Origin of the sequence: Alcaligenes sp. AB3 (genome assembly GCF_031844565.1) — a bacterium.
In the GTDB taxonomy this organism is placed as follows: domain Bacteria; phylum Pseudomonadota; class Gammaproteobacteria; order Burkholderiales; family Burkholderiaceae_B; genus Alcaligenes; species Alcaligenes faecalis.
Genome location: NZ_JAUZVM010000001.1, coordinates 688,779 through 712,755 on the forward strand (window position 1 = coordinate 688,779; position 23,977 = coordinate 712,755).

Sequence of the window (23,977 nt, forward strand, 5' to 3'; positions counted from 1 at the left end):
ATAGAGCAGTTCAAAGAGATCAGGGGTTTAGCCCCTGATTTCGCGTATCAAACCTTCCTCGCTACCATCAATGGTGTGCACCGCTTCACGTCTTTGTGTTTCCAGTGCCAGGCGGCGGGCAATTTCATAGCATTCTTCAATATGCTGGTTGCCGACTTTGCGCAGCACCACAAAGCTGATGGAAGCAGAAATGGCGCTACCGATCAAAGGCACATACTTGGCGCCGTATTTCCCCGCCAGTTTCTTCGCTCCCAGACGCACCAGAATATTGATTACACGATCCGTGGTCAGCACGCGTCCCACCATGCCCAGGCCCATACTGGTTCCACCGACGACCACCAGCTTTTTCAGCTCCGGGCTGAGGGCATCCACATCATTGGCAGTCAATCCAAAGCGGGCATTGATGATAGGAATGACCTTCATCAAAATCGCCACGTCCGCGCCCACATCCACGCCGGGAATGGGCACCACGGCAGCGGCTGCCGATAGCAGAGCGCGCCGACTGATCAGTTTGCGACATTCCTCGCGGGTTTTATCCAGTTCCTGCAGTGTCATCGTGCTCATGTGTCTGTCCTGAAATCAAGGCGGATTGATCGTGCAAGCCTTAACACATATGGGGTGGGTACGGTGCTTTTCCAGTGATTGTGTAGATGATTGTGTTTCTTATCGTAGTTGATGTCGTCAGTTTCGGGAAAAAAGCAGGGTATTGGTCGCATTTGAAATTTTTGCTTTCAAATGCCATCAACGTTGCTTCAAACCCCTGCCGTGGATATTTAAAGTCCGGTGTTTTTTTCTGTTGCACTTGGTGGCATTCTTTATGCACTTGCGGGGCAGTTCAGACACGCTCAGAGAGACTGATTTCTATTAAACTGGCGCCGAAAATAGCACATTCCATAGGGGAAGAACGATGCATCGCCAGTCTTTGCTGGGTTTGATGTTCTTGCTGGGTGTCAGTAGCGCCCAAGCCATTACGATAAGCAGTTTCTCGCCTCAAGGGGCGACATCTGATTTGCGGGATGTCAAAGTCACCTTTGCCACGCCTGCTGTTCATTTTGGGGATTCGCAATTGCCTGCGCCTGTCTTGGTGCAGTGTGATGATCCCGCGGTAGTCGGTCAAGGCCGTTGGCTTGATTCGCGTCGCTGGATTTATGAATTTGATGAGCGTCCAGGACCAGGCTTGAGTTGTACGGCCGTCGTGTCCAAAAGCTTTCGCAGTATCAATAACGAAGCGATCAGTGGACCGGCTCAATATCGTTTTAATTCCGGTGGTGCCATTCTGGAAAGCAACCGCCCGTACTACAACATTATTGACGAAGACCAGGTCTTTCTATTCAGCTTCAATGCGCCTGTTAATACCGCCTCTTTGGTCAAGAACGGCTATTGCCGGGTAGAGGGTATTGGCGAGCGTATTGGTCTGAAAGCCGTTGAGGGGGCCCAGCGCGATGCCATGGTTCGCTCCGAGTTCTATGTGGACGAGGTCGACGAGCGTTACCAGGCCGTGCAGTGCGCACGCCCCTTGCCAGCGGATGCCACCGTGTCGGTGGTGCTGGAACCGGGCATCATGACCCAGATCGACAATCGTAAGGGCGTCCCGAATACGGATCGCTACACCTACGATTACAACGTGCGTCCCGAATTTACGGCCTCGCTCTCGTGCATGCGCGAGCGCGCAGAAGCGCCTTGCACGCCGGTTGGCAGCTTCGGCGTTCAGTTCTCCGCGCCTGTCGCTTATGAGTACATCAGTCAGATCCGTTTGGAAGCCGGCAAGCAAGTCTGGGAACCCAAGTCTGATAGCGATGAGGCCTGGCAAGATCGTGGCCCCAGTCAATACGTACGTTTCGAAGGCCCTTTCCCTGAAAACGCGAAGCTGACGGTCAAGATTCCGGATAACCTGACTGACGACGCCGGCCGCCGCTTGAAGAACCCGCAAGTTCTGAGCAACGGCATGAGCACCACGACGTACCCGCCGCTGGTGAAGTTTGCGGTGGAGCCTTTCGGGATTGTGGAGCGTTTCGGCCATGCAGACCGCGACGGTTCGGACGATTCCGATCCGCCAGCCATTGGTTTGAACCTGCGTAATGTCGAGCCTGATCTGACGACCGAGCAAATGCTGGTGTCGGCAGGTGAGGTGGGTGCTTTTGCGGTCAAGGATGATCAAGAAGTCCTGGCCTGGTATTCCCGCCTGCGTCAGCTGAACTATTCCTGGAAAGTGAGTGCCGAGCAGTTGCGCGACATGATGGACCCTGGCTTCCGGATCACCGCTCCTGTTGATGAGTACGGTCAACTGGACTTGCGTGGTCAGCCTTTGCTGATCGGCAAAGAGGTCAAGAAGCTGGAACTGCCCGGCATGGATCAAAAAGGTGAGCGTCCTTTTGAGTTGATTGGCGTGCCGCTGAAAGAGCCCGGTTTCCATGTGCTGGAAGTGGCGTCCCCACGTCTGGGTGCTTCCTTGCTGGAATCGGCAGGCACCATGTATGTGCGTAGCTCCGTGCTGGTGACCAACCTGGGCGTGCACATCAAGAAGGGGGGCGATGACCTGCTGGTTTGGGTGACCACCCTGGATGATGCCAAAGTGGTGCCCGGTGCCAAGATCCGTGTCATGAACTGCCGTGGCGAAGAGCTGGTGCAGGGTGAAACGGATAAGGACGGGATGTTCCACCATCCGCAAGCCGTGGATGGCCCCGATTACTGCCAGGACACCGGCTTGTCCGGCTTGTTCGTGACAGCGCGTATCGACAAGAACAACGCCATGGCTCGCGGCAAGGATGATTTCAGCTTCGCCTTGAGCGAGTGGAATTCGGGTATCGAGCCTTGGCGTTTTAACGTCCCCTACAACTGGGGTGGTCGTGATGATCCTGTGGCCCATACGGTCATGGATCGCAGCCTGTTCCGTGCTGGTGAAGTGGTGCACATGAAGCACTACGTACGCGAACGCGTGCGTGACGGTTTCAAGGCTCCCGATCGTTATCCCGACGCCATGATTGTCGAGCATGATGGCAGCGGCAAGCGCATTGAATTGCCCTTGAAGTGGCAGAAGACGGCCGCTGGCAGCGTGTTTGCGCTGACCGACTGGAAGATCCCCAAGGATGCCGAGCTGGGCGTGTACCGCTTGCGTACAGAAGGTGAAAACCAGTACTTCAGCTTTGGCGAATTCCGGGTTGAACAGTTCAAGCTGCCCGTTTTGGGCGGCAGCATCAAGCTGGGTGATGGCCAGGATCGTCCTTATCTGGTCAAGCCTAAAGAGCTGCAAGCTGATCTGCAGCTGAAGTATCTGTCCGGTGGCCCAGCTGACTTCCTGCCCGTGCAGTTGTCGGCCGTCGTCCGTAGCCAGTGGCCATCCTTCAGTGCCTATGACGACTACACCTTTGCGCCTCCCGAGAAAACCGAGCAGTCTGATGCTTCGGATTCCCGTGTTTTCCTGAACAAGAAGCGCTTCCAGCTGGATGCACAAGGTGGTTTGCGTGCCAAGCTGGATGATCTGCCTGCGGTGGATCGTCCTTCCGAATTCCTGGTGGAAGCTACCTTTGCCGATCCGAATGGTGAAATTCAAACCCTGACCCAAACCGTGTCTGTATGGCCTGCTGACGTCGTGGCTGGTCTGCGCGCGGGTAGCTGGTTGGCCGCCGGTTCGTCCACCAAGCTCTCCGCTATTGCGGTGAGCCCAGACGGTAAGCCACTAAAAAATGTGCCTGTGCGTATTGAGGCGGCCAATGTGCAGCGTTTTTCGATTCGCAAACGCATGGTGGGTGGCTTCTACAGCTATGACAATCAGGAACAGCGCGAGGACCTGGGCACGATCTGCGAAGGCCGCAGTGATGATCAAGGTCTGGTGCAGTGCGATGTGAAACTGGAGAAGGGCGGTCAGGTCGAGCTGCGTGCCATTGCACGTGATAGCGAAGGCCGTGAGTCCGTTACGGCCAGCACCGTCTGGGTCAGCGGCTCTGGCTACCTGTGGTTTGGCGGTCAGAACGATGACCGTATCGACGTCATTCCGGCGAAAAAGACCTGGGCCCCTGGCGAGACGGCCGAGTTCCAGGTGCGCATGCCTTTCCGCGAAGCTACGGCCCTGGTGTCGGTAGAACGTGAAGGTGTCTTGCAGGCTCAAGTGGTTCAGCTGGAAGGTGACAGTCCTAACGTCAGCGTGGAGATCAAGCCCGAATGGGGGCCGAACGTTTACGTGTCCGTGCTGGTTCTGCGCGGCCGTCTGCGTGAAGTGCCTTGGTACTCCTTCTTTAGCTGGGGCTGGAGTCAGCCGCTGAACTGGTACAAGGCCTACTCGGAAGGCGGTGGCGAATTTGTGGCCCCGACCACGACCGTGGACTTGTCCAAGCCCAGCTATCGTTTTGGTCTGGCCAGCATTGAAGTCAGCAGCCAGCAAGATGCGCTGGATGTGAAGGTGACGACAGACCGCAGCCAGTACGCGATTCGCGAACAGGCCAAAGTTGATATTCAGGTTCTCAAATCCGATGGCACACCAGCCGCTGGTGCCTCCGTGGCCTTGGCCGCTGTGGATCAGGCCTTGCTGGAACTGAGCCCGAACAATAGCTGGAACCTGCTCAACGCCATGCGTGCCTTGCGCGGCTACAACGTGCAGACCGCAACGGCGCAGTCTGAAATCGTGGGTCGTCGTCACTATGGTCGCAAGGCCGTAGCGGCCGGTGGTGGCGGAGGCAAGAGCCCCACTCGTGAACTGCTGGATACCTTGCTGCTGTGGAAGGGCAATGTGGAGCTGGATGCACAAGGTCGCGCAACCGTGACCGTGCCGCTGAAAGACTCCCTGACCCAGTATCGCATTGTGGCCGTGGCCGATCTGGCGGGTGATCGCTTTGGCAGCGGTTCGGCCCAGATCGTCACCACGCAAGACCTGCAAATCATTTCCGGTTTGCCAGCCATTGCTCGTGAGGGTGATGACTACCAGGCCCAAGTGACGCTGCGTAACAGCAGCCCACGTGCCATGAACGTGAAGGTGCAGGCGCAGTACCGTGGAAAAGGCTTGCCCTCGGCAGAGTTGCCCGAGCAAACCGTTGAGCTGGCTTCCGGCTCGGCCAAAGTCGTCTCCTGGCCCTTGTCGGTGCCACTGTCCAGCGGTTCGGCCGATTCGCACCAGATGGAGTGGACGGTTAATGCACAGGAAGTTCAGCAGTCCGGTGCTACGGGCAAGGCCGCCAAGGACAGCCTGGCGATCAAGCAAGAAGTCTTTACCGCCACTCCCGTGACGGTTCAGCAGGGAACGCTGGTTGCCGTGGGCATTGAGGAGCCGTTGAACATGTCGGTGCAAGCACCGACTGGTGCCTTGAAGAACGAACAAGGCGTGGTTCAAGGTGGTCTGCAAATGCTGTTCCGTTCCTCCTTGGGAGGCGGTATGGAAGGGGTGCGTGCCTGGTTCGAACGCTATCCTTACAGCTGCTTTGAACAGCAAGCCTCGCGTTTCATGGGCCTGCGTTCTGAAGCCGCTTGGGCCGGCCTGATGCAGCGCATGCCGTCTTATATGGACCAAAATGGCTTGCTGCGTTACTTCCCAAGCAGCTACGGTTGGGGCAGCCGCGTGCTGACCAGCTATATCCTGGACATCAGCTACATTGCGGAATCCATGGGCTTGAACTTCCCCATCCCGGACGGCTTCCGCAACGAGATGCTGCAAGCTCTGGAAAACGTGGTGAATGGTCGTATCCCGAGCATGCAAACGGTTTCTCGCCAGGAGCGGGATATTGAGGTGATTCGTGCGACAGCCGTGTTGGCCAAGTACGACCGTGCACGCGTCAATATGCTGGATTCGGTGGAACTGAACCTGCAAAGCTGGCCTACTGAAATCCTGCTGGCCTGGGTAGACCTGACTCAGCGCTTGCCAGGTATCAAGAAGGCGGAGGAAACACGTAAAGAAGCCATGAATCTGATTCAGGCCCGTCTGGTCAGCCGTGGTACTCGTCTGGTCTTTGGTGAGGACACGCTTAACGGCAGCCCATGGGCCATGACCAGCCGCGTGACCAACCAGGCTCGCCTGATGTTGCTGGCCAATGAGATGCCGGACTGGACCGAGGATATGCCTCGTCTGGCCCAAGGTCTGTTGGCAGAACAGCAACGTGGTGCATGGCGCATGACCACGGAAAACCTCTTGGGTAGTCTGGCCATTGAGCAGTTCAGCCGTCATCACGAACAGAACCCTAGCGGTCAGTCCATGGTGATTCTGGGTTCGGAAACGGCTCAGGTGGTGGATTGGGACATGCTCAAACCTGACGGTCAGGGTGTGCGTTCTTCCAAGATTGACGTGCCTTGGCGCGGTGATCAGGCGGACAACCTGAGTGTTGAGCAAATGGGCGAGGGCAAGGCCTGGATCGAAGTTCGTTCCCTGGCAGCTGTGCCGGTGACCAAGCCTATCGCTGCTGGCTTGAGTATGGAGCGTCATATCGAAGCCGTGGAGCAGGCCAATCCAGGCGTATGGAGTCGTGGTGACATCATGCGTGTGAAGATCAAGGTCAAGGCTCAAGGTCAGGCAAGCTGGGTCGTTGTATCGGATCCGATTCCTGCCGGTGCCACTATTCTGGGCAGCGGCCTGGGTCGTGACTCTGCCATGGCAACCGCCGGGGAAGAACAATCCGGTCACTGGCCCAGCTTTGTTGAACGCCGCTTTGATGGCTACCGTGCTTACTACGAGCGCTTTGAAGAAGGCACCACGGAAGTCAGCTACACGGTGCGTCTGAATACAGTGGGTCAGTTCGTGCTGCCAGCCAGCCGTGCTGAAGCCCTGTACGAGCCCGATGTGTTTGCCGTCTGGCCTAACGAGCAAGTTCTGGAAGTTGTGGATGCACCAGCCAATTAAAGCAGGGTTGCTGGTGTTGGGACTGGCCCTGTGGGCCAGTCCCGGGCAGGCCATGCCCAGCTACAAGGAAGTTCGGCAAGCGTACCGATCTTCCGATGTGCAGGTTCTGGATCGCCAGGGCCAGCTTGTCCAGCGGGTCCGGCTGGACTTTGGTCAACGGCGCGGCGATTGGGTCGCGCTGGAGCAAATTTCTCCGGCTTTGCAAATGGCGGTCTTGATGTCTGAGGACCGCCGTTTTGAATCCCACGGTGGGGTGGACTGGTTATCAGTCGGCTCTGCCGCCTGGGATGGTTTGTTTGCCGGACGTAGTCGCGGTGCTTCCACCATTACCATGCAGCTGGCCGGCCTGATGGATCAGGATCTGGTCGGTGGTCGTGGTGGGCGCTCGGTCTGGCAAAAGCTGGATCAGGTGGTGGCCGCCCAGTCGCTGGAAGATACCTGGACCAAGCCGGAAATTCTGGAGGCCTATCTGAATCAGGTGGCTTTCCGGGGTGAGCTCGTCGGGGTGGACGCGATGGCGCGCACCTTGTTTCAAAAGCAGGCCGCCGCGCTGGATGCGCGCGAGTCTGCCATCGCCGCAGTGTTACTGCGCGGCCCCAATGCCTCAACCCTGATGGTCGAGCGCCGCGCGTGTGCGACCCTGCAAGAGATGGGACGTGCCGAACAATGTCGAGAATTAATTAATCTGGTGCCGGTGGCCTTGCGCCGAGCCGGACAGGCCCCCTTGGGGCAGGCCCAACTGGCTCCCCATTTTGCCCGTTGGGTTCTGGATCAGAACCCTGAAATCAAAGCTGGTGATAGTGTTCGCACGACTTTGGACACACGCCTGCAAACGCAAGTGCAAGCCAGTATGCGGCGGCACTTGCTGGACCTGCGCACTGCGCGCGTTCAGGACTCTGCGGTGGTGGTGCTGGACAATCACAGCGGGCAGGTCCTGGCCTATGTGGGTTCCAGCGGCGATCTGTCTGAGGCGGCCGAGGTGGACCATGCCCGTTCCTTGCGGCAAGCCGGTTCCACGCTCAAGCCTTTCCTGTATCAGATGGCGATTGAAAAGCGCCTGTTGACGGCGGCCTCCTTGCTGGAGGATTCCCCGTTGAATCTGTCCACCGGCAATGGTCTGTATATCCCGCAAAACTACGACAAGCAGTTTGTGGGCTGGGTCAGTGCGCGCAATGCCCTGGCTTCTTCCCTGAACATTCCTGCCGTCCGTGTCCTGACCATGCTGGGGCCTGCCAACCTGGTGGACCGCCTGCGTGCGCTGGGCCTGAATCTGCGCCAGGATGGCGACTTCTATGGCTATAGCCTGGCCCTGGGCAGTGCGGATGTCACCTTGCTGGAGTTGAGCAATGCCTATCGAGCGCTGGCCAATCTGGGCCAGACGCAAGCGGTGCAAACACGGATGGATCAGCCAACTGCTCCCTTTCATTCTGTGATGGATGCGGGTGCCAGCTGGATTGTGGGTGATATGTTGTCGGACCGTCAGGCTCGGGTACTGACCTTTGGTCTGGACAGTGCCTTGAGCACGCCATTCTGGAGCGCCGTGAAAACCGGAACCAGTAAGGACATGCGCGATAACTGGGCCTTGGGTTGGACCGAGCACTATACCGTGGGCGTTTGGGTTGGAAATAGTGCCGGTCAAAGTATGCAAGATGTATCAGGTGTCAGTGGGGCAGCACCGATCTGGCACGAGGTAATTTCCATCTTGAATCAGCGCCGTCCCGGTCGTCAAACCCCGATGCCGGCCCAGGTTCAGGTTCGCCAGATTGAGTTTGTGCCTGCCCTGGAACCCAGTCGTGAAGAGTTTTTTGTTGATGGCACGCAGACCGATCGCGTGGAATTAAGCGATGTGAATCTGGCCTATGCCGGCCCGGCCCGAATCCGCGAGCCGGTCAATGGCACCATTTTCGCGTTGGACCCGGATATTCCACCGCAAAACCAGCAGCTGCGATTGCTGGCCCAGGGACAGATTACCGAGCCCTTGGTGTGGTGGGTGCAGGGAGTAGAAGCAGGAAAGGGGGCGCAGCTGCGAATTCCATTAGTACCAGGCACGCTGCGCATTGAATTGAAAACCGAACAAGGTCGCTTGATGGATCAGGTCAGCGTACAAATTAGAGGTGCGCAAATGACAAGCTTTAACAAAGATTAACCGCTTGCACTTTTACATGACTGATACACTGCTATCCTTATTGATTCTTCGTAAAGAGAGGGGGAAACTTCACTATGATGACTTTACGCACACTCGCTCGAATGTTGGCTCCTGTTGGCCTGGTCGCATTGGCCGCTTGTCAGACCGTTCAAGAAAAGCCGAGCGATACAGCTGGTAGCTCCAGCACCGCAACGCAAACAACTCCCTCCACGCCTGCAACGGGCGCTCAGCAGCCTCAGGCTCAAGCGGGTGCCGAGCAGCAAGCTGCACCTGTACAGATCTTCCTGGCTGATACTCAGGAACAAGCCGGTTGGGCTCGCGTCGATGTACAGCCTAATGGTGTCCTGTTTGTGAATCCGCGTGCCGTCGTCGTGCGTCAGGATCTGGTTGGCGTGCAAGCCGGTACCAACGACAGCAAAGAAGGTTTGCTGGCCCTGGATCTGACCCCAGAAGCTGCCCAGCGTCTGCTGCAAGTGACGACTCAGTTCCCCAAAAAGCGTCTGGCTCTGGTTGTGGGTGACACCATGCTGGCTGCCCCCGCTTACGGCTCGCCCGTTAAAGATGGCCGCCTGATTTTCATGGTGGGTACGGAAGCCAATGCCTTGGCTGCTGCGCGTGCCATTGCCGGTCCGGAAGCGACACAAACCAACGGCAAGAAGTAAGCCTGGCTTGCTGCATTAACGCTGTCCTGGTTCTGGGTTCACCCATGCCCGGCTTTTTGAAAAATGCGGTGGGTGCAAACCCGCCGCTCTTGTTAATAACAGGAAAGTCGGTATGGTGACCCCTCCAGGCAGTCTTGCTTTTTATGTTCTCTCTTTTCGGGTTCTGATCGGCCTGCATGGGGCCGCGCTGCTGTTCATCATGTTGATGGGCACTGGAGCGATCGAATCCGTTTTTGTCCCCGCTTTTTTGCGTCTGCCCCTGTTCGTCTTTCTGATGGGGCTGGTCTCGGCGTTTCTGGCCTTGTGCTGGAGCCACTGGACCCTGGCGTGGCACAGCTCCAAAGCAGGACGTCGCTGGGCCTGGATCCCCGGTTTCTGTTCGGCCTTCTTTTTGGCCTTGAGTTTGGCGCTTTTTGTGATCGGCGTCTGGGGTACCTTGGGCCTGGCTGATTTTGCCTATCAGCATAGCGAGTGGCTTACCTCCGGTCAGCAAGATTACGAGGGCTTCATGGTGCCCAATGATGATCAGGCCGCGCCTTACAACATGCCGTATCGGCAGCATCCTTAAGCTTCGTTTCCATTAGGCGGTGAGTCTGGGCAGCAGTGACTTTGGCTTGCTGCGTAGACTGTCGTTGTATTTTCTGCAATAGCCTCAATTTCTTCTCGCTTTTTTATCGCTTGCCGTCTTAGAATGTGCGCATTGCGTATATTTCATAAGCGAGAGCTGATATGGCCGTCTCCCAACAAGTTTTTTTGCGTGATGCAATGCGTCGCCTAAACCTGACTCGTGACGTTTTTGCGGCACGTATTGGAGTGAAGCGTCGCGCGCTGGACACCTGGCTGCTGCCTGAAGGCTCTTTGGAGTCGCGGGCCATGCCGGAAGTGGTGCAGCGTTTTGTCACGGAAATCGTGGAAAACGAAGCGTTGCTGAGCAAGTATGCGCAAAGCGCACAGTCCGGTCCTTTGCGTGACCGTATCGCCACCGGCGGCAAGCATCAGCTCTTGTCCGTAGACCAGTTCACCCGTGAAACCGTGGAAGAGCTGTGCAGCCTGGCCGACATCATGCAGCCCATCGCCCGCCGTCAAAAAGTGTCGCGCGTGCTGGAAGGTGCTGTGCTGGGTAACCTGTTTTTTGAAGCCTCGACCCGTACTCGAGTCAGCTTTGGCTCGGCCTTTTGCCGTCTGGGTGGATCGGTGTGTGACACCACCGGCTTTACCTTTTCTTCCATGGCCAAAGGCGAGTCCATTTACGACACCAGCCGCGTCATGAGCGGCTATGTGGATGCCATGGTGATCCGTCACCCCGAGCAAGGCTCGGTCGCAGAATTTGCACGTGCCACCAATATTCCTGTGGTGAACGGTGGTGACGGCGCGGGCGAACACCCCAGCCAGGCGCTGCTGGATCTGTACACCATCAGCACGGAGTTTTCCCGTCTGGGCAAGTTGCTGGATGGCGCACATATCGCCCTCGTAGGGGATCTGAAATATGGCCGTACCGTGCACTCCCTGATCAAGCTGTTGGGTATGTACCGTGGCCTGAAATTCACCCTTATTTCGCCTCCCGGCCTGGAAATGCCTGAGCACATTGTGGAGCAGGTTGCCAAGCAAGGTAAGCACGTGATTGAGCAGACGACCTCCCTGGAAAAAGGCTTGCCCGGTGTGGATGTGATTTACGCCACGCGTGTACAAAAGGAGCGTTTCGAAGAAGGGCAGGACGGCAGCTTTACCGCTGACTTCCAGGTCAATAAGGCCATTATCGACCGCTGCTGCGGCCCCGATGTGATCGTGATGCACCCGCTGCCACGCGACAGCCGCGAAGGCGCGCATGACCTGAGCGTGGATTTGAACCACGATCCGCGCCTGGCCATTTTCCGTCAGGCTGACAACGGTATCCCTGTCCGTATGGCGATCTTTGCCGTGCTGCTGGGTGTGGAAACGCTGGTGCAGCATTCCATGCGCGACGTGACCTGGGACCCTCCATCGCATATTGGTCCTGATGATGCCGTTTTCCACGGCATGTATTAAGCCGGGCAGGTGACAGCGTTAATTACGCGTCAGCATTAAAAAAAGCCGGGGCTCTGAATCAGAGCCCCGGCTTTTTTGTCGTTGATAAAAGTGTTTTTTAAGTCTGCTGGGTGAGCAAACTTATAGCGATATGCTAGGCCGAATCGTCGCTTGGAGACGAAGAGTCAGCCCGGCACATCCACTTTTACTTGGACGTGGGCATGGCAAATTCCGCACCCTTGGAGATGCTTTCAGGCCAGCGCTGCATGATGGATTTCTGGCGGGTGTAAAAGCGCACGCCTTCTTCACCGTAGGCGTGCATATCGCCAAACAGGCTCTTCTTCCAGCCACCAAAACCGTGCCAGGCCATAGGGACAGGAATAGGCACGTTGATACCGACCATACCCACATGGATGCGGCGGCCAAATTCACGGGCCACGTTACCGTCACTGGTAAAGCATGCCACACCGTTGCCGAACTGATGCTTGTTGATCAGCTCAATGGCGCTGGCCAGGTCCGGTACGCGTACGCAGCACAGCACAGGGCCGAAGATTTCATCCTGATAGACGCTCATCTCGGGGGTGACATGATCGAACAGGGTGCCGCCCATCCAGAAGCCGTTCTCGCAACCCTCACCGGCTTTGGCGCCGTCAAAGTGACGGCCGTCCACCAGCAGTTTGGCGCCTTCTTGTACACCTTTATCGATGCAGCTACTGATACGTTCGCGTGCTTGCTGCGTCACGATGGGGCCCATTTCTGCGGCGGCGTTAGTGCCGTTCAGAATCTTCAGGCTGCGAGTGCGTTCTTCCAGCTTGGGCAGGATGCGCTCGGCAGAGTCACCCACCAGCACGGCTACCGAGATGGCCATGCAACGTTCGCCTGCCGAGCCGTAGGCGGCACCGATCAGGGCGTCCACGGTCAGGTCGATGTCGGCGTCAGGCATGACGACCAGGTGATTCTTGGCGCCGCCCAGAGCCTGGACGCGCTTGCCACCGATAGCGCCCATTTCATAAATGCGGTTGGCAATCGGGGTGGAACCCACAAAGGACACGGCTTGCACGTCCTCGTGGTTGACCAGGGCCTCAACTGCGTCTTTATCACCTTGCACCACGTTGAACACGCCATCGGGCAGACCGGCTTTTTTCAGCAGCTCGGCAATGAACAGGCTGGGGCTGGGGTCGATCGGGCTGGGTTTCAGCACAAAGGTGTTACCCGCGGCGATGGCAACGGGGAACATCCACATGGGCACCATGACCGGGAAGTTGAACGGGGTGATGCCCGCGACGACACCCAGGGGCTGGCGCATGGTCCAGTTGTCGATATTGGTGCTGACCTGTTCGGTGAAATCGCCTTTGAGCAACTGAGGTATGCCGCAAGCAAATTCCACAATTTCGATACCGCGAGTGACTTCGCCCATTGCATCGGACAGAACCTTGCCATGCTCGGCTGTAATCATGGCTGCCAGCTTTTCCTTGTTCTCGTTGAGCAAGGCCAGAAAGTTGAACAGCACGCGGGCGCGGCGTAGCGGTGGAGTGTCAGCCCAGGCGGGGAAAGCGGCCTGGGCGCTGGCCACAGCGGCGTCAATATCTTGCTGGCTACCCAGTTTGACTTTGGCGCTGACCTGGCCGGTGGCCGGGTTGTACACCGGTTGAGTACGTGTACCGGCGCCAGCCTGCTGGCCACCTCCGATGTAGTGAGCAATTTCGGGGGTGTTTAACTCTGTCATGGTGATGCTCCTGCTGGGATGAATTAAAACAAGGGGCGGTAGCCCGATCGGGCTGGGCTACCGCCAGAGTACCAAGTACCTAGTGAGACACAGCGGCGATACCGACTGCAGTTTCAGCGCGAACCTGCTGGGCGTCAAACCCGTCACGGTCTGTGCTGGCGCGGCGGCTGCTGTCCAGTTTCGATACAAAGTAGATCATGAAGAATGCCAAAGGCATGGAAATCAGGGTGGGGAAGTCGTAGGGGAATACGGCTTCGGAAAAGCCCAGAATGCGGACCCAGACGGCTGGCGACAAAATCACCAGACCCAGGGCCACAAGCAGGCCGCTTAAACCGCCATAAATGGCGCCACGAGTGGTCATGCCGCGCCAGTACATGGACATCAGCAAGACCGGGAAGTTGGCCGAGGCGGCAATACTGAAGGCCAGGGCAACCAGGAACGCGACGTTCTGGTCACGGAACAGCAGGCCCAGGAAAATGGCGATAACACCGATACCGATCGAGGCCAGACGGTTGACGCGCATGGCTTGAGAGGGTGTGACATCATCGCGGCGGATGACTTTGGCATACAGGTCATGGGCAACTGCCGAGGCGCCGGCCAGGGTCAAACCACTGACTACGGCCAGAATCGTGGCAAAGGACACGGCAGCCAGCAAACCAAACAGCAGGTTGCCACCCAAAGCCGTTGCCAGGTGCATGATGGGCATGTTCGAACCACCCAGCACCATGCCGCCTACCTTGCCGTCCACATAGAACTCGGGGTGATTGGGCAGGATGGCCATGGCAGCCAGACCCAGGAAGCAGATCACCACAAAGAAGACGCCCATCAGACCCGTGGCCACAAAGACCGATTTACGGGCCGCGCGTGCATCGGGTACGGTGAAAAAGCGCATCATGATGTGGGGCAGACCGGCAATGCCAAACACCAGCGAAACCGCCAGAGACAGACCCGAGAACGGATCGGCCATCAGCTTCCAAGGACCTTTCATGGCGGCGCCAGCCTGGTGGTGTTCAGCCGCTGCACTGACCAGAGCGGAAAAGTCGAAGTTGAAGTAGTACAGGGCCAGGCCAGCCATCAGAAAGCCATTGCCCATCATCAAAATAGCCTTGATGATTTGCACCCAGGTGGTTGCCACCATGCCGCCCACCACCACGTACACCATCATGAGCAAGCCCACGGCCACCACGGCATAGGTGTAGTCGATGCCAAACAGCAACTGCACCAGTTGTCCGGCCCCGACCATTTGCACGATCAGGTAGAACAGCACCACCGTCAGTGAACTGATTGCGGTAAAGATGCGGGTGCTGCGTTCATCCAGGCGGTAGGACACGATATCGCTCAGGGTGTAGCGGCCCAGATTGCGCAAGCGTTCGGCAATCAGAAACATGATGACCGGCCAGCCCATGAAGGCGCAGACCGCATACAGCAGCGAGTCAAAGCCATTGGTAAAGGCCAGGGACGAAATGCCCAGCAAAGTGGCGGCGGACATATAGTCACCCACAATGGCCAGGCCATTTTGCGTGCCGGTAATGCCGCCCCCGGCGGTGTAAAAGTCCGAACTGGAGCGAGTGCGCGACGAGGCCCAATAGGTGATGCCCAGGGTAACCAGGACAAAAGCCGCAAAGATCAGAATGGCTTGTGTATTCATGGGCGTACCTTTGTCAGTACTCGCTCGCACAGCGGGTCAAAGCGGGTATTGGCGACGTGGATGTAGACGCCAGTTAATAACCAGGACACAAAAATCAGTCCCACCCCGTACACCATGCCACTGTTGACAGCTCCTCCACTGCCCAGGTCATGGGTTAGAACGCCAGGCCAGAAAATGGCCGTCACGATGAACAGGCCCGTCAGCCCCAGGCAGATGCCGGCGCAGGCAAATGCCAGACGCCGACGCTGCGACTTGAGTTGCTCATATTCCTGTAGTCCGGCTAGTTTCCGGCTTAACTCTTGATGCGACAGCATGGTTTTGTCTCCGTATTGTTGTGATTACTGCCCATGTCCGCCTGGCCGATATTATTTGGTCGGCTTCACTTTATGAGCTTTCTTATTAACAAACTCGCCCAAGCGTTCTTGAACATCCCGCCCGGTCTGTACTACCGCTGCCATCAAGCCCTCGGCAAAGAGGCCGTCGGTGGCAGACATATCGGCAATGCGGCTGATCGAGCTGACAATGGCGTAGTTCGACAAGATGGCATTGCCTGCAATGCGCTGGGCCAGTTCCAGGCTCAGCTCATAGGCTGTTTTGGGGTTGGCTTCGTTGTTGCACACGTAGTGGGCCAGCCCCAGTCGTTCTCCTTCCACGGCATCGAGCACGCGACCTGTCAGCATCAGTTCGATCATGCGGTTGGGAGAAATGATTTTTGCGGTCCGAACGGTCGCGCCACCGCCGGTAAAGATGCCGCGTGTGCCTTCAGGCAGGGCAAAGAAGGTGCTGCTGTCAGCCACGCGAATATGTGCGGCACTGGCCAGCTCCAGACCGCCGCCTACGACCGCGCCTTGCAGGCAGGCAATCACCGGGATGCCGCCGTGTTCGATCTTGTCAAAAGCACGGTGCCAGCTCTGGCAGACGCGCAGAAAATCCACGGCGCCGCGTTCTTTGTCATGGTGTTCTTTCAGGTCCAGGCCCGCGCAGAAATGGTCGCCTTCTGCCTTCATCAGAATGACCCGGATGTGCTCGGGAATATTGGAGAAGTAGGCATCAATTTCAGCAATGGCATCTTCATCCAGGGCGTTGCGCTTGTGCGCCTTGTTCAGCGTGACAATTCCGATGTTGTCCAACTCGGTGGTGAGCAGGAAAGGGGCGGCCATAAAAAACTCCTTGTGTTACGTAAATGCGAAGGCAGTGGTGCAAATCAGCTGGGATCGGTTTGATCCGCCAGCATTTTGCGCAATGCCATTTTTTGAATCTTTCCAGTTGCCGTCATGGGCATCTGTTCAATGAAAATCACTTTGTCGGGTACGGACCAGCGGGTGACGCGGTCCTGATAGCGCTCCAGCATGTGGGCCTCGTCCAGCTCAGCGCCTTCGCGTGGCACCACGAACAGCACGGGGCGTTCTCCCCATTTGTTGTCGGCCTGGGCGATGCAGGCAGCCAGTTCAACCAAGGGTTCTTCCATGGCGATGTTTTCGATCTCGATCGAGGAGATCCATTCGCCGCCGGACTTGATCACATCCTTGCTGCGGTCGGTAATGTAGACGTAGCCGTCGGCATCGATGGAGCCTACGTCGCCCGTGCGGAACCAGCCGTTCTCACTGGCAAGATCGGGCTTGCCGTAATAGCGATCCATGATCCAGTTGCCCTGGATCAGCAGGTGACCGCTGCTTTTGCCATCGCGTGGCAGGGTATTACCCTCGTCGTCGACGGTTTTCAGGCGTGCGCCGAACAGGGCACGGCCTTGCGAGGCCAGCACGTGCTGTTTCTGGGCTTCGGGCAAGTCCTTGTGTTTGGGCAGCAATTGGCACACCGTGCCCAGCGGCGAGGTTTCTGTCATGCCCCAGGCGTGGCGCACGGTAATGCCGTAGCCCGCCCAGGCTGCGATCATATTGGGTGGGCAAGCTGAGCCACCGATCAGAATGCGGCCCAGGGTGCTGAATTGCTTGTCATTGGCTTTGGCATAGTCCAACACGGTTTTCCATATGGTGGGTACACCGGCAGACAAGGTGACACCAGCGCGTTCGCACAGGGAATAAATGCGCTCGCCTTGAAGGTTGGCACCGGGCAGCACCAGCTTGGCACCGGACATCAGGCCCGAGTAAGGCAGGCCCCAGGCATTGACGTGAAACATGGGGACCAAAGGCATGACGGCGTCAGCGCTGGCAATGCACAGTGCGTTCGGGTGGGCCGAGGCGTAGGCATGCAAGAGAGTGGAGCGATGGGTGTACAGCGCGCCTTTGGGATCGCCCGTGGTGCCGGAGGTGTAGCACAGGCCGCTGGCGGTATTCTCGTCAAACACGGGCCATTCAAAGCCCGTCGTGTCGTTGCCCAGCCAGCTTTCGTATTCGTCGGCCAAAGGGCCTTGAGCTTCACTGCCCATGCGTACCCACTGTTTGACGGTGGGGCAGTGGTCGCGCAGATAGCTGACCATTTCTTCGAAATGTTCGTCGTAGAACATCACCGTGTCTTGGGCATCATTGATGATGAAGGCAATTTGCTCGCGCGTCAGACGCGGGTTCACGGTGTGACAGATCAGACCGATGCCCGAGGTGGCGTAGTAAATTTCCAGGTGGCGGTAGGTGTTCCATGCCAAAGTCGCCACGCGCTCGCCGGGCTGCAGACCTTCACGGCGCAGTCCCAGAGCCAGATCCTGAACCCGGTGGGCAAATTCAAGATAGCTGTAGCGATGAAGCTCGCCATTATCCAAAGCGGTAACAATCTCCTGCTCAGGGTTATTCTCTACGGCGTGGGTGAGAATTGAACTGATGAGCAAGGGCATATGCATCATATTTCCAGTGCCTAACATGGTGATGTCTCCTTGTATTATGTGTGTCAGCATAGGATGGTTTAGCACCTTACCCAATAGCGAATACTGACGTCGAATATGCAAAAAGTGACAATCTTTGAGAGGTCATAGGAAATGAATGCTTTGCCCGGCACGCTCCCGGTGCCCATTGATGCAGCCCATACCGCCACCGTGGCGCTGGATCTGGTGCAGGACTGGTTTCACAGCCTGCGCACCAGCTATTCCGAAGAGGTGCTGGATCACTGCCTGAAGCAGGCGGGCATCGTGAAAGACTTTATTGATCGGCCCGGCGCTCGTTTGACGCGTGATCAATTAGTGCGCCTGTATCAGGAAAGCGCTAGGAAAACGGGCGATGAGATGATGGGTTTCTGGACTCGGCCCATACGCGCCGGGGCCTTGAAATACATTGTGCGTACCGTGCGGGATGCGCCGTCCATCAATGTGGCCTTGTATCGCTTCACCCAGTTCTGGAATTTGCTGCTGGATGATTTCAGCCTGAACCTGATACGCACGGATAAAGAATTGGGTATTGAACTGGTGCCGCGCTACCCCACCGCCTATGTGCATCGTTTCGGTCATGCTCTGATGCTGAAACTGACACACGGGATTGTGTCCTGGCTGATGGGGCGCGAGGTGCCCGTGCAGCAAGTGGCCTTTGCGTTTCCGCGGCCGGCTTTTGCGGCGGACTACTCGGTGCTGTTTCCGGCTTCAGTCAGTTTTGATGCGCCGTACTCGCACATCTTGTTCGGGGCGGAGCTGGGCCAGGTGCGTCCGCAACGCACTCAGGTAGAGGCCAGGGCCTTTCTGGAACGGGCGCCGCGTGACTGGATTTTTACCTCCTATCACGAGCACGCCTTGCGCTTGAAAGTGCGGGAGATTCTGCATACCGATTTGGGCCACACCTTGCAGGACGTGTCCGGCAAATTGCATATGTCGGCGCGCACGCTGATACGCAGGCTGCAAGAGGAAGGCCTGTCGTTTCAGGGGATCAAGGATGAGTTGCGCCGAGATTTGGCGATTTTTAAATTGTTGCGCAAGGATATGTCGCTGGCTGAAATTGCTTACGCATTGAAGTTCAGTTCGCCAGCGACATTTCACCGGGCTTTCCGTCATTGGACGGGCATGACGCCCGGTGTGTATCGCGCCGCCCAGCAGGAGCTGGCCTGAAGGGCGGCCCTAGCCGGGTTTGAGCCCGGCCTGGCCTTTACTTGCGTTCGCCGCCCAGGACTTCGACCAGATCGCTGATCATCTTGGCCAGTTCGGAGGTCATCAAGGTCATGTCGGCATCAAAGATTTCGTCATCGTTGACGGCCGTCACATCTTGTTTTTCAGTCAGGATGTCCAGCGGGGCCACGCGTTTGACGTCCAGCGCATCGGTCAGCACAAAGCTGATGCGATCCGCCCAGGTCATGGCCAAACGAGTGCATTGCTTGCCGGCTTCAACGTGCTTGCGCACTTCGTCAATGTCGGCGCTTTGCTTTACGTAGCGCACAGCAGCACCGCTGTCACCTGTGGAGCGCAGCTCGGTGTCCTGGTCGACCGTGAAGTTGGCCAGTTGCTCTTCGTCTACCAGCCAGGAGGTCATGGCCGCACCAGGCGATTGCTCGGTGTACAGAGGCTGCACGGGGAAGGGTTCCACGCTCTTGGCCAGCAGGCCCAGCACTTCGTCACTCTTGGCCGTGGCCGCGGCATCGATGGCCAGCCAGTGGTTGCGCGTATCCAGCCACACACGGGTGTCGCGCGAGACGGCGAAGGCACGCGGCATCAAGTCCACAATGACTTGTTCCTTGATTTCCTTCATTTGCTTGCGGCCGGGTTTGTAGCCTTGCTGCTCTTCGATATCACGAGCCTTTTCACGAGCGACCTGATTGATCACGGTGGTGGGCAGCAGCTTCTTTTCGGCGCGCAGGGCGATCAGATACTGACCGTTGACTTCATGCACCAGGGCATTGTTCTCGCGTGGGCTGACCCAGCCCAGGCTTAGCGGTTCCTGGCTGGAACCAGGGGTGAAGCTGTGTTTGGAAAGAGCTTCTTCCAGCTCTTCGGCGGAACATACCCAGTCGGGGGAGAGGCGATAGATGCGTAGATTCTTAAACCACATGGATACGAAGATAAATAAACAGAAGAAAAGGGGCGGGCGTTAAAGCCCGAGGCAATGTTCGATTGTACGCGCAGATCTTCCTGTGTCGCCCCGCCATTTACGGACCCTTGCATTTGCTTGACAGGGGGCGGGAAATGACAGGCGCAAGGCGTTTTGATGCCTGAGCTTGCTAACGATTGATGTCGTTGTGGCGGGTTTCGCGCACAAAGGGCGCACCAATCGCCACAGTTACCAGACAGACCAGAATCGGGTACCACAAACCATCATAAATATTGCCAGTGACGGCAATCATGGCAAAGGACAGGGTGGGCAAAAAGCCCCCGAACCAGCCATTGCCAATGTGATAGGGCAGACTCATGGAGGTGTAGCGGATGCGGATCGGGAACATCTCCACCAGCATGGCCGCAATGGGGCCATAGACTGCCGTAACCAACGCCACCAGATAGGTCAGCAGGACCACCAGCATCACTTTATTGATCTGCTCCGGGTCTGCGCCATCCGGGTAGCCGTACTGGCGCATGGTCTGGGTAAGCTCATTGCGCAGCTCTTGTGAATGCCGGGCAAAATCGGCACGGCTCAGATGGCCGCCTTCAAAGCCATCAATCACATGATCGCCAATGCGGACCTGGGCCACTTGGCCGGGCGTGCCCTTGACGTTGTTGTAGCTGACCGCATGGCTGGCCATATAGGACTTCACGATATCGCAAGAGCTGGTGAAGGTGTGGCTGCCTACCGGATTGAACTGGAAGGAACAGCTGGCCGGGTCGGTAATGACGGTGACGGGCGCGTTGCGTTGTGCCTGAACCAAGGCGGGGTTGGCGAAATAGGCCAGGCCCTGAAAGACCGGGTAGTAGGTCAGGGCGGCCAATAAACAGCCCGTCAGAATGATGGGTTTGCGCCCGATTTGGTCCGAGAGCCAGCCAAAAAAGATAAATAGCGGAGTGGCCAGCAGCAGTGAAATCACCATCAAGGTTTGTGCCAGCGTGGCGTGCAAACCCAGCATTTGCGTGATGAAGAACAGGGCGTAAAACTGCCCCGTGTACCAGACCACGCCTTGGCCTGCGGTCAGCCCGAACAGGGCCAGCAAGGCGATGCGCAGATTTGCCCAGCGCCCAAAGGATTCGGTAATGGGCGAGGTCGACAGCGTGCCTTCGTCCTTGATGTGCTGGAAGGCTGGGGACTCTTTCAGGTTCATCCGTATCCAGACGGAAATTGCCAGCAGCAGCACGGAAATCAGAAAGGGAATGCGCCAGCCCCAAACAACAAACGCCTCTTCGCCGACCAGACTGCGTATGCCCATGATGACCAGCAGGGACAGCAGCAAGCCGACCGACGCGGTAGTCTGAATCCAGCTGGTGTAAAAGCCGCGACGGTGCTGGGGGGCGTACTCGGCCACATAGGTGGCGGCACCGCCATACTCGCCACCCATGGCCAGCCCTTGCAGCAGACGCAGGACGATCAACATGATGGGGGCGGCAATTCCGATGGCTTCATAGCTGGGTAGTACACCGACTAAAAAGGTGGACAGTCCCATCAGCAAAATGGTGATCAGAAAGGTGTACTTGCGGCCCACCCGATCGCCAATGCGGCCAAAGAGCAGCGCGCCAAAGGGGCGTACGGCAAAGCCGGCGGCAAAGGCCAGCAGCGCAAAGATGAAGCCAGCCGTCGGGTTAACAGCCGAAAAGAAGTGTTGCGCCAGAATGGCGGCCATGGAGCCGTACAGGTAGAAGTCGTACCACTCGAACATGGTGCCCAGGGCGGAGGCAAAAATAACCTTACGGCCTTGAGCATCCAGCTTGTTCTTGGCTTTGGGGATGGCAGCACTGGTGATTGTCTGGGGCATGTGTTCAGGCTCTCCAAGGCAAAGACAGTGGGAAACTGACACGTAGGCGCAAGCCGCTTTCCTGGCCCCCGGTCAGTGGCATGAAGTCGATGGAGGCACCGTGAATCTCGGCAATCTCCCGCACAATGGCCAGTCCCAGACCACTGCCGTCCGCCTGGTTGCCCATGATGCGATAAAAACGGTCAAAAATCCGAGCCTTGTGTTCGGCGGGAATGCCGGGGCCGTTGTCTTCAATTTCCAGCCAGGCCTTGTCTTGCGCCTGGCCGGTACGCATGGTGATCCAGCCACCCGCCGGGGTATAGATCAGGGCGTTATCCAGCAGATTGTTGATCAGCTCATCGAGCAGGACCGGGTCAGCCTGCAAGAGGATGGCCTTGCTAGTGTTTTCCAGGCCCAGATCCAGCCCAAGCTTCAAGGCATCCGGTACCCGCTGGCCCACATGCAATTCAGTCAGCGTGTTCAGGTCCAGGGTTTGCTTGGTGGGGGCATACAGGGCATCGCTGCTCTCGGCACGAGCCAAGGCCAGCATTTGGGTGACCAGGCGCGTGGCGCGGTCAGTGCCGCGTACCAGTTGCTGCAAGCTAGCTTCGGTCTGCTTGGGGTCGCGTTCACGCAGGGCCAGTTCAGCCTGGGTGCGTATCCCCGCCAGCGGCGTTTTCAACTGGTGGGCTGCATTGGCCACAAACTGTCTTTGAGTCGCTGAAAACTGCGCCTGCTGGGCTAGTAGCCCATTCATGGCATCAATCAGTGGGACGATTTCGGCAGGTGCCTGCTCCTGATCCACCGGCGACAAGTCACCGGGCGCACGAGCTCGCAGGCGCGCTTGCAGCAGGTTCAGCGGCTCCAAGCCATGTGTCAACCCCAGGCCCGCCAGCATGGCCGCCAGCGGGACCAGAATGAATTGCGGTGTCAGCATCCCGATCAGAATTTCTCTGTGTAGCACCGCTCTATGTTCGTTGGTTTCGGCGGCAACCGCCAGAAAGGGCGTGTTGTTTTTGTCCTTGCCGCCCCAGACATAGGCCAGCCGCAAGCTTTGATCGTCCAGAACAACGTCACGGTAGCGCAGCAGGTCAGTGTCATATCCCCAACTGTCGGGAACCGGCAAATTGGCATTGCCGGCCAAAGGGTCGCCATTGGCATCGCGGATTTGCCACAGCGTGGGCGTAGGACTTTCCTGGCGCAAGATTGTCTGTGCCCCGTGGGACAAATGAATGGGTTGGCTCAGATCCTGGTGGCTGATTTCCACCCTCAACAAGTCCAGGTGATCGCGCAAGGTGCGGTCGTAGGGGGAATTTGCAATGTGCTGGGCGATGAAATAGGTAATGACAATGCCCACCGTCCACAGCAAAAACAAAGGCCCGAAAATCCAGATCATGATTTTGTGGATGAGCGGGCGCGGTGCAACGCGCTTGCCTTTGGCCGGCGCGGCAGTGTTCTTGGGCGGGGGTGTAGCGTGCTGCATGGACGATCCCTTAGGCTGGAGCGTCTTCTCGCAGTTTTTCCGGTTCCAGACAGTATCCCAGACCACGTACAGTCAGGATGCGTACGCCGCTGGGCTCCAGCTTTTTGCGCAGGCGATGGATATAGACCTCGATGGCGTTAGGGGTGACTTCCTCACCCCACTCACAGAGCAGGTCCACAAACTGGTTCTTGCTGATCATGCGACCGCTACGTGACAGGAAAATCTCCAGCAAGCTGGTTTCCCGTGCGGACAGCTCCAAGGGCTGATTGTCTATATAAGCCATGCGACCTTTCAGGTCGAAGCTGAGCCGTTTGTGATGCAGCAAGGCGCTGCTGGTGCCTGTGCTGCGACGCGTCAGGGCGCGTACGCGGGCTTCCAGCTCGGTCAGTGCAAAGGGTTTGGACATATAGTCGTCCGCGCCCAGGTCCAGACCGCGCACACGCTGTTCTACGGTGTCGCTGGCTGTCAGAATCAGTACGGGGAGGGTGTCCTGACGCTGTCGGATAGACTGCAGCACCGACAGGCCGGGCTTTTTGGGCAGGTCCAGATCCAGGATCAGAAGGTCAAAGCTTTGCAGCTGCAAGGCCGAGTCGGCGCTATCGCCATCGTGCACGACATCGACCGCATAGCCTTCGTAGCGTAAGGAGCGAGAAAGTCCATCCGCGAGAATACTGTCGTCTTCAGCTATGAGTATGCGCATGACCCTACACAAACAGATGATTGAATGGCTGTTCGGCATTGTTGCACAAGGCTGTA

At 57.5% G+C, this 23,977-nt stretch carries 16 protein-coding genes; 6 read left to right on the forward strand and 10 right to left on the reverse strand.

Annotated elements, in window-relative coordinates:
* Window positions 1-27: 27 nt before the first annotated feature.
* Complete coding sequence (locus Q9R35_RS03245) at window positions 28-564, reverse strand: hypothetical protein (protein WP_045930024.1); 537 nt, start codon at window positions 562-564, stop codon at window positions 28-30.
* A 343-nt stretch (window positions 565-907) separates the two neighbouring features.
* On the opposite strand from Q9R35_RS03245, the gene Q9R35_RS03250 reads away from it, so the two are divergent.
* From Q9R35_RS03250 to Q9R35_RS03270, 5 genes are all read left to right on the forward strand, one after another.
* Entirely contained in the window at window positions 908-6,817 is a 5,910-nt protein-coding gene (locus tag Q9R35_RS03250; protein WP_311219329.1) for an MG2 domain-containing protein, read from the forward strand.
* Window positions 6,801-8,963 carry a penicillin-binding protein 1C gene (pbpC, locus tag Q9R35_RS03255; protein ID WP_311219330.1) on the forward strand — a complete coding sequence of 721 codons (2,163 nt, stop codon included), beginning with the start codon at window positions 6,801-6,803 and terminating at the stop codon, window positions 8,961-8,963. Before Q9R35_RS03250 ends, pbpC begins: the two co-directional genes overlap by 17 nt.
* A 74-nt stretch (window positions 8,964-9,037) precedes the next feature.
* Complete coding sequence (locus Q9R35_RS03260; RefSeq protein WP_042481156.1) at window positions 9,038-9,625, forward strand: hypothetical protein; 588 nt, start codon at window positions 9,038-9,040, stop codon at window positions 9,623-9,625.
* A 112-nt stretch (window positions 9,626-9,737) separates the two neighbouring features.
* Entirely contained in the window at window positions 9,738-10,193 is a 456-nt protein-coding gene (locus tag Q9R35_RS03265; protein ID WP_197313766.1) for a hypothetical protein, read from the forward strand.
* A gap of 161 nt (window positions 10,194-10,354) precedes the next feature.
* Window positions 10,355-11,650, forward strand: coding sequence for an aspartate carbamoyltransferase (locus Q9R35_RS03270; RefSeq protein WP_042481154.1), 1,296 nt, complete (start codon window positions 10,355-10,357; stop codon window positions 11,648-11,650).
* Between the two features lie 184 nt (window positions 11,651-11,834).
* Here Q9R35_RS03270 and Q9R35_RS03275 read toward each other — a convergent pair whose 3' ends face one another.
* The 5 genes from Q9R35_RS03275 to Q9R35_RS03295 all read right to left on the reverse strand — a co-directional run bounded on the left by Q9R35_RS03275 (window position 11,835) and on the right by Q9R35_RS03295 (window position 17,815).
* Window positions 11,835-13,355, reverse strand: coding sequence for a CoA-acylating methylmalonate-semialdehyde dehydrogenase (locus tag Q9R35_RS03275; RefSeq protein ID WP_045930020.1), 1,521 nt, complete (start codon window positions 13,353-13,355; stop codon window positions 11,835-11,837).
* Between the two features lie 79 nt (window positions 13,356-13,434).
* The gene (gene actP / locus Q9R35_RS03280; RefSeq protein ID WP_042481147.1) at window positions 13,435-15,003 is read right to left on the reverse strand and encodes a cation/acetate symporter ActP; all 1,569 of its coding nucleotides are present in this window, start codon (window positions 15,001-15,003) and stop codon (window positions 13,435-13,437) included.
* Window positions 15,000-15,317: a DUF485 domain-containing protein gene (locus Q9R35_RS03285; RefSeq protein WP_042481144.1), complete on the reverse strand. Its 318-nt coding sequence runs from the start codon at window positions 15,315-15,317 to the stop codon at window positions 15,000-15,002. Before Q9R35_RS03285 ends, actP begins: the two co-directional genes overlap by 4 nt.
* Before the next feature lie 51 nt (window positions 15,318-15,368).
* Complete coding sequence (locus Q9R35_RS03290) at window positions 15,369-16,163, reverse strand: crotonase/enoyl-CoA hydratase family protein (RefSeq protein WP_009461766.1); 795 nt, start codon at window positions 16,161-16,163, stop codon at window positions 15,369-15,371.
* A 44-nt stretch (window positions 16,164-16,207) separates the two neighbouring features.
* A complete protein-coding gene (locus Q9R35_RS03295; protein ID WP_311219331.1) occupies window positions 16,208-17,815 on the reverse strand; it encodes a long-chain-fatty-acid--CoA ligase in 1,608 nt (535 codons plus the stop codon).
* Between the two features lie 114 nt (window positions 17,816-17,929).
* Here Q9R35_RS03295 and Q9R35_RS03300 point away from each other — a divergent pair, with 114 nt between their 5' ends.
* Window positions 17,930-18,982, forward strand: a complete 1,053-nt coding sequence (locus Q9R35_RS03300) for an AraC family transcriptional regulator (RefSeq protein ID WP_171902897.1) — start codon at window positions 17,930-17,932, stop codon at window positions 18,980-18,982.
* A gap of 37 nt (window positions 18,983-19,019) precedes the next feature.
* Here Q9R35_RS03300 and Q9R35_RS03305 read toward each other — a convergent pair whose 3' ends face one another.
* From Q9R35_RS03305 to Q9R35_RS03320, 4 genes are all read right to left on the reverse strand, one after another.
* Window positions 19,020-19,916, reverse strand: a complete 897-nt coding sequence (locus tag Q9R35_RS03305) for a recombination-associated protein RdgC (protein WP_042481134.1) — start codon at window positions 19,914-19,916, stop codon at window positions 19,020-19,022.
* 169 nt (window positions 19,917-20,085) lie between these two features.
* The gene (locus tag Q9R35_RS03310; RefSeq protein ID WP_042481133.1) at window positions 20,086-21,759 is read right to left on the reverse strand and encodes an MFS transporter; all 1,674 of its coding nucleotides are present in this window, start codon (window positions 21,757-21,759) and stop codon (window positions 20,086-20,088) included.
* 4 nt (window positions 21,760-21,763) lie between these two features.
* The gene (locus Q9R35_RS03315; protein ID WP_042481130.1) at window positions 21,764-23,221 is read right to left on the reverse strand and encodes a sensor histidine kinase; all 1,458 of its coding nucleotides are present in this window, start codon (window positions 23,219-23,221) and stop codon (window positions 21,764-21,766) included.
* Between the two features lie 10 nt (window positions 23,222-23,231).
* Window positions 23,232-23,921, reverse strand: a complete 690-nt coding sequence (locus tag Q9R35_RS03320) for a response regulator transcription factor (RefSeq protein ID WP_003799515.1) — start codon at window positions 23,919-23,921, stop codon at window positions 23,232-23,234.
* Window positions 23,922-23,977: the final 56 nt, after the last annotated feature.

Bases quoted from the DNA above. Each gene is read 5' to 3' on its own strand.
- Q9R35_RS03245 (WP_045930024.1), bottom strand. From the start codon at position 564: ATGAGCACGATGACACTGCAGGAACTGGATAAAACCCGCGAGGAATGT.
- Q9R35_RS03250 (WP_311219329.1), top strand. From the start codon at position 908: ATGCATCGCCAGTCTTTGCTGGGTTTGATGTTCTTGCTGGGTGTCAGT.
- pbpC (WP_311219330.1), top strand. From the start codon at position 6,801: ATGCACCAGCCAATTAAAGCAGGGTTGCTGGTGTTGGGACTGGCCCTG.
- Q9R35_RS03260 (WP_042481156.1), top strand. From the start codon at position 9,038: ATGATGACTTTACGCACACTCGCTCGAATGTTGGCTCCTGTTGGCCTG.
- Q9R35_RS03265 (WP_197313766.1), top strand. From the start codon at position 9,738: ATGGTGACCCCTCCAGGCAGTCTTGCTTTTTATGTTCTCTCTTTTCGG.
- Q9R35_RS03270 (WP_042481154.1), top strand. From the start codon at position 10,355: ATGGCCGTCTCCCAACAAGTTTTTTTGCGTGATGCAATGCGTCGCCTA.
- Q9R35_RS03275 (WP_045930020.1), bottom strand. From the start codon at position 13,355: ATGACAGAGTTAAACACCCCCGAAATTGCTCACTACATCGGAGGTGGC.
- actP (WP_042481147.1), bottom strand. From the start codon at position 15,003: ATGAATACACAAGCCATTCTGATCTTTGCGGCTTTTGTCCTGGTTACC.
- Q9R35_RS03285 (WP_042481144.1), bottom strand. From the start codon at position 15,317: ATGCTGTCGCATCAAGAGTTAAGCCGGAAACTAGCCGGACTACAGGAA.
- Q9R35_RS03290 (WP_009461766.1), bottom strand. From the start codon at position 16,163: ATGGCCGCCCCTTTCCTGCTCACCACCGAGTTGGACAACATCGGAATT.
- Q9R35_RS03295 (WP_311219331.1), bottom strand. From the start codon at position 17,815: ATGTTAGGCACTGGAAATATGATGCATATGCCCTTGCTCATCAGTTCA.
- Q9R35_RS03300 (WP_171902897.1), top strand. From the start codon at position 17,930: ATGAATGCTTTGCCCGGCACGCTCCCGGTGCCCATTGATGCAGCCCAT.
- Q9R35_RS03305 (WP_042481134.1), bottom strand. From the start codon at position 19,916: ATGTGGTTTAAGAATCTACGCATCTATCGCCTCTCCCCCGACTGGGTA.
- Q9R35_RS03310 (WP_042481133.1), bottom strand. From the start codon at position 21,759: ATGCCCCAGACAATCACCAGTGCTGCCATCCCCAAAGCCAAGAACAAG.
- Q9R35_RS03315 (WP_042481130.1), bottom strand. From the start codon at position 23,221: ATGCAGCACGCTACACCCCCGCCCAAGAACACTGCCGCGCCGGCCAAA.
- Q9R35_RS03320 (WP_003799515.1), bottom strand. From the start codon at position 23,921: ATGCGCATACTCATAGCTGAAGACGACAGTATTCTCGCGGATGGACTT.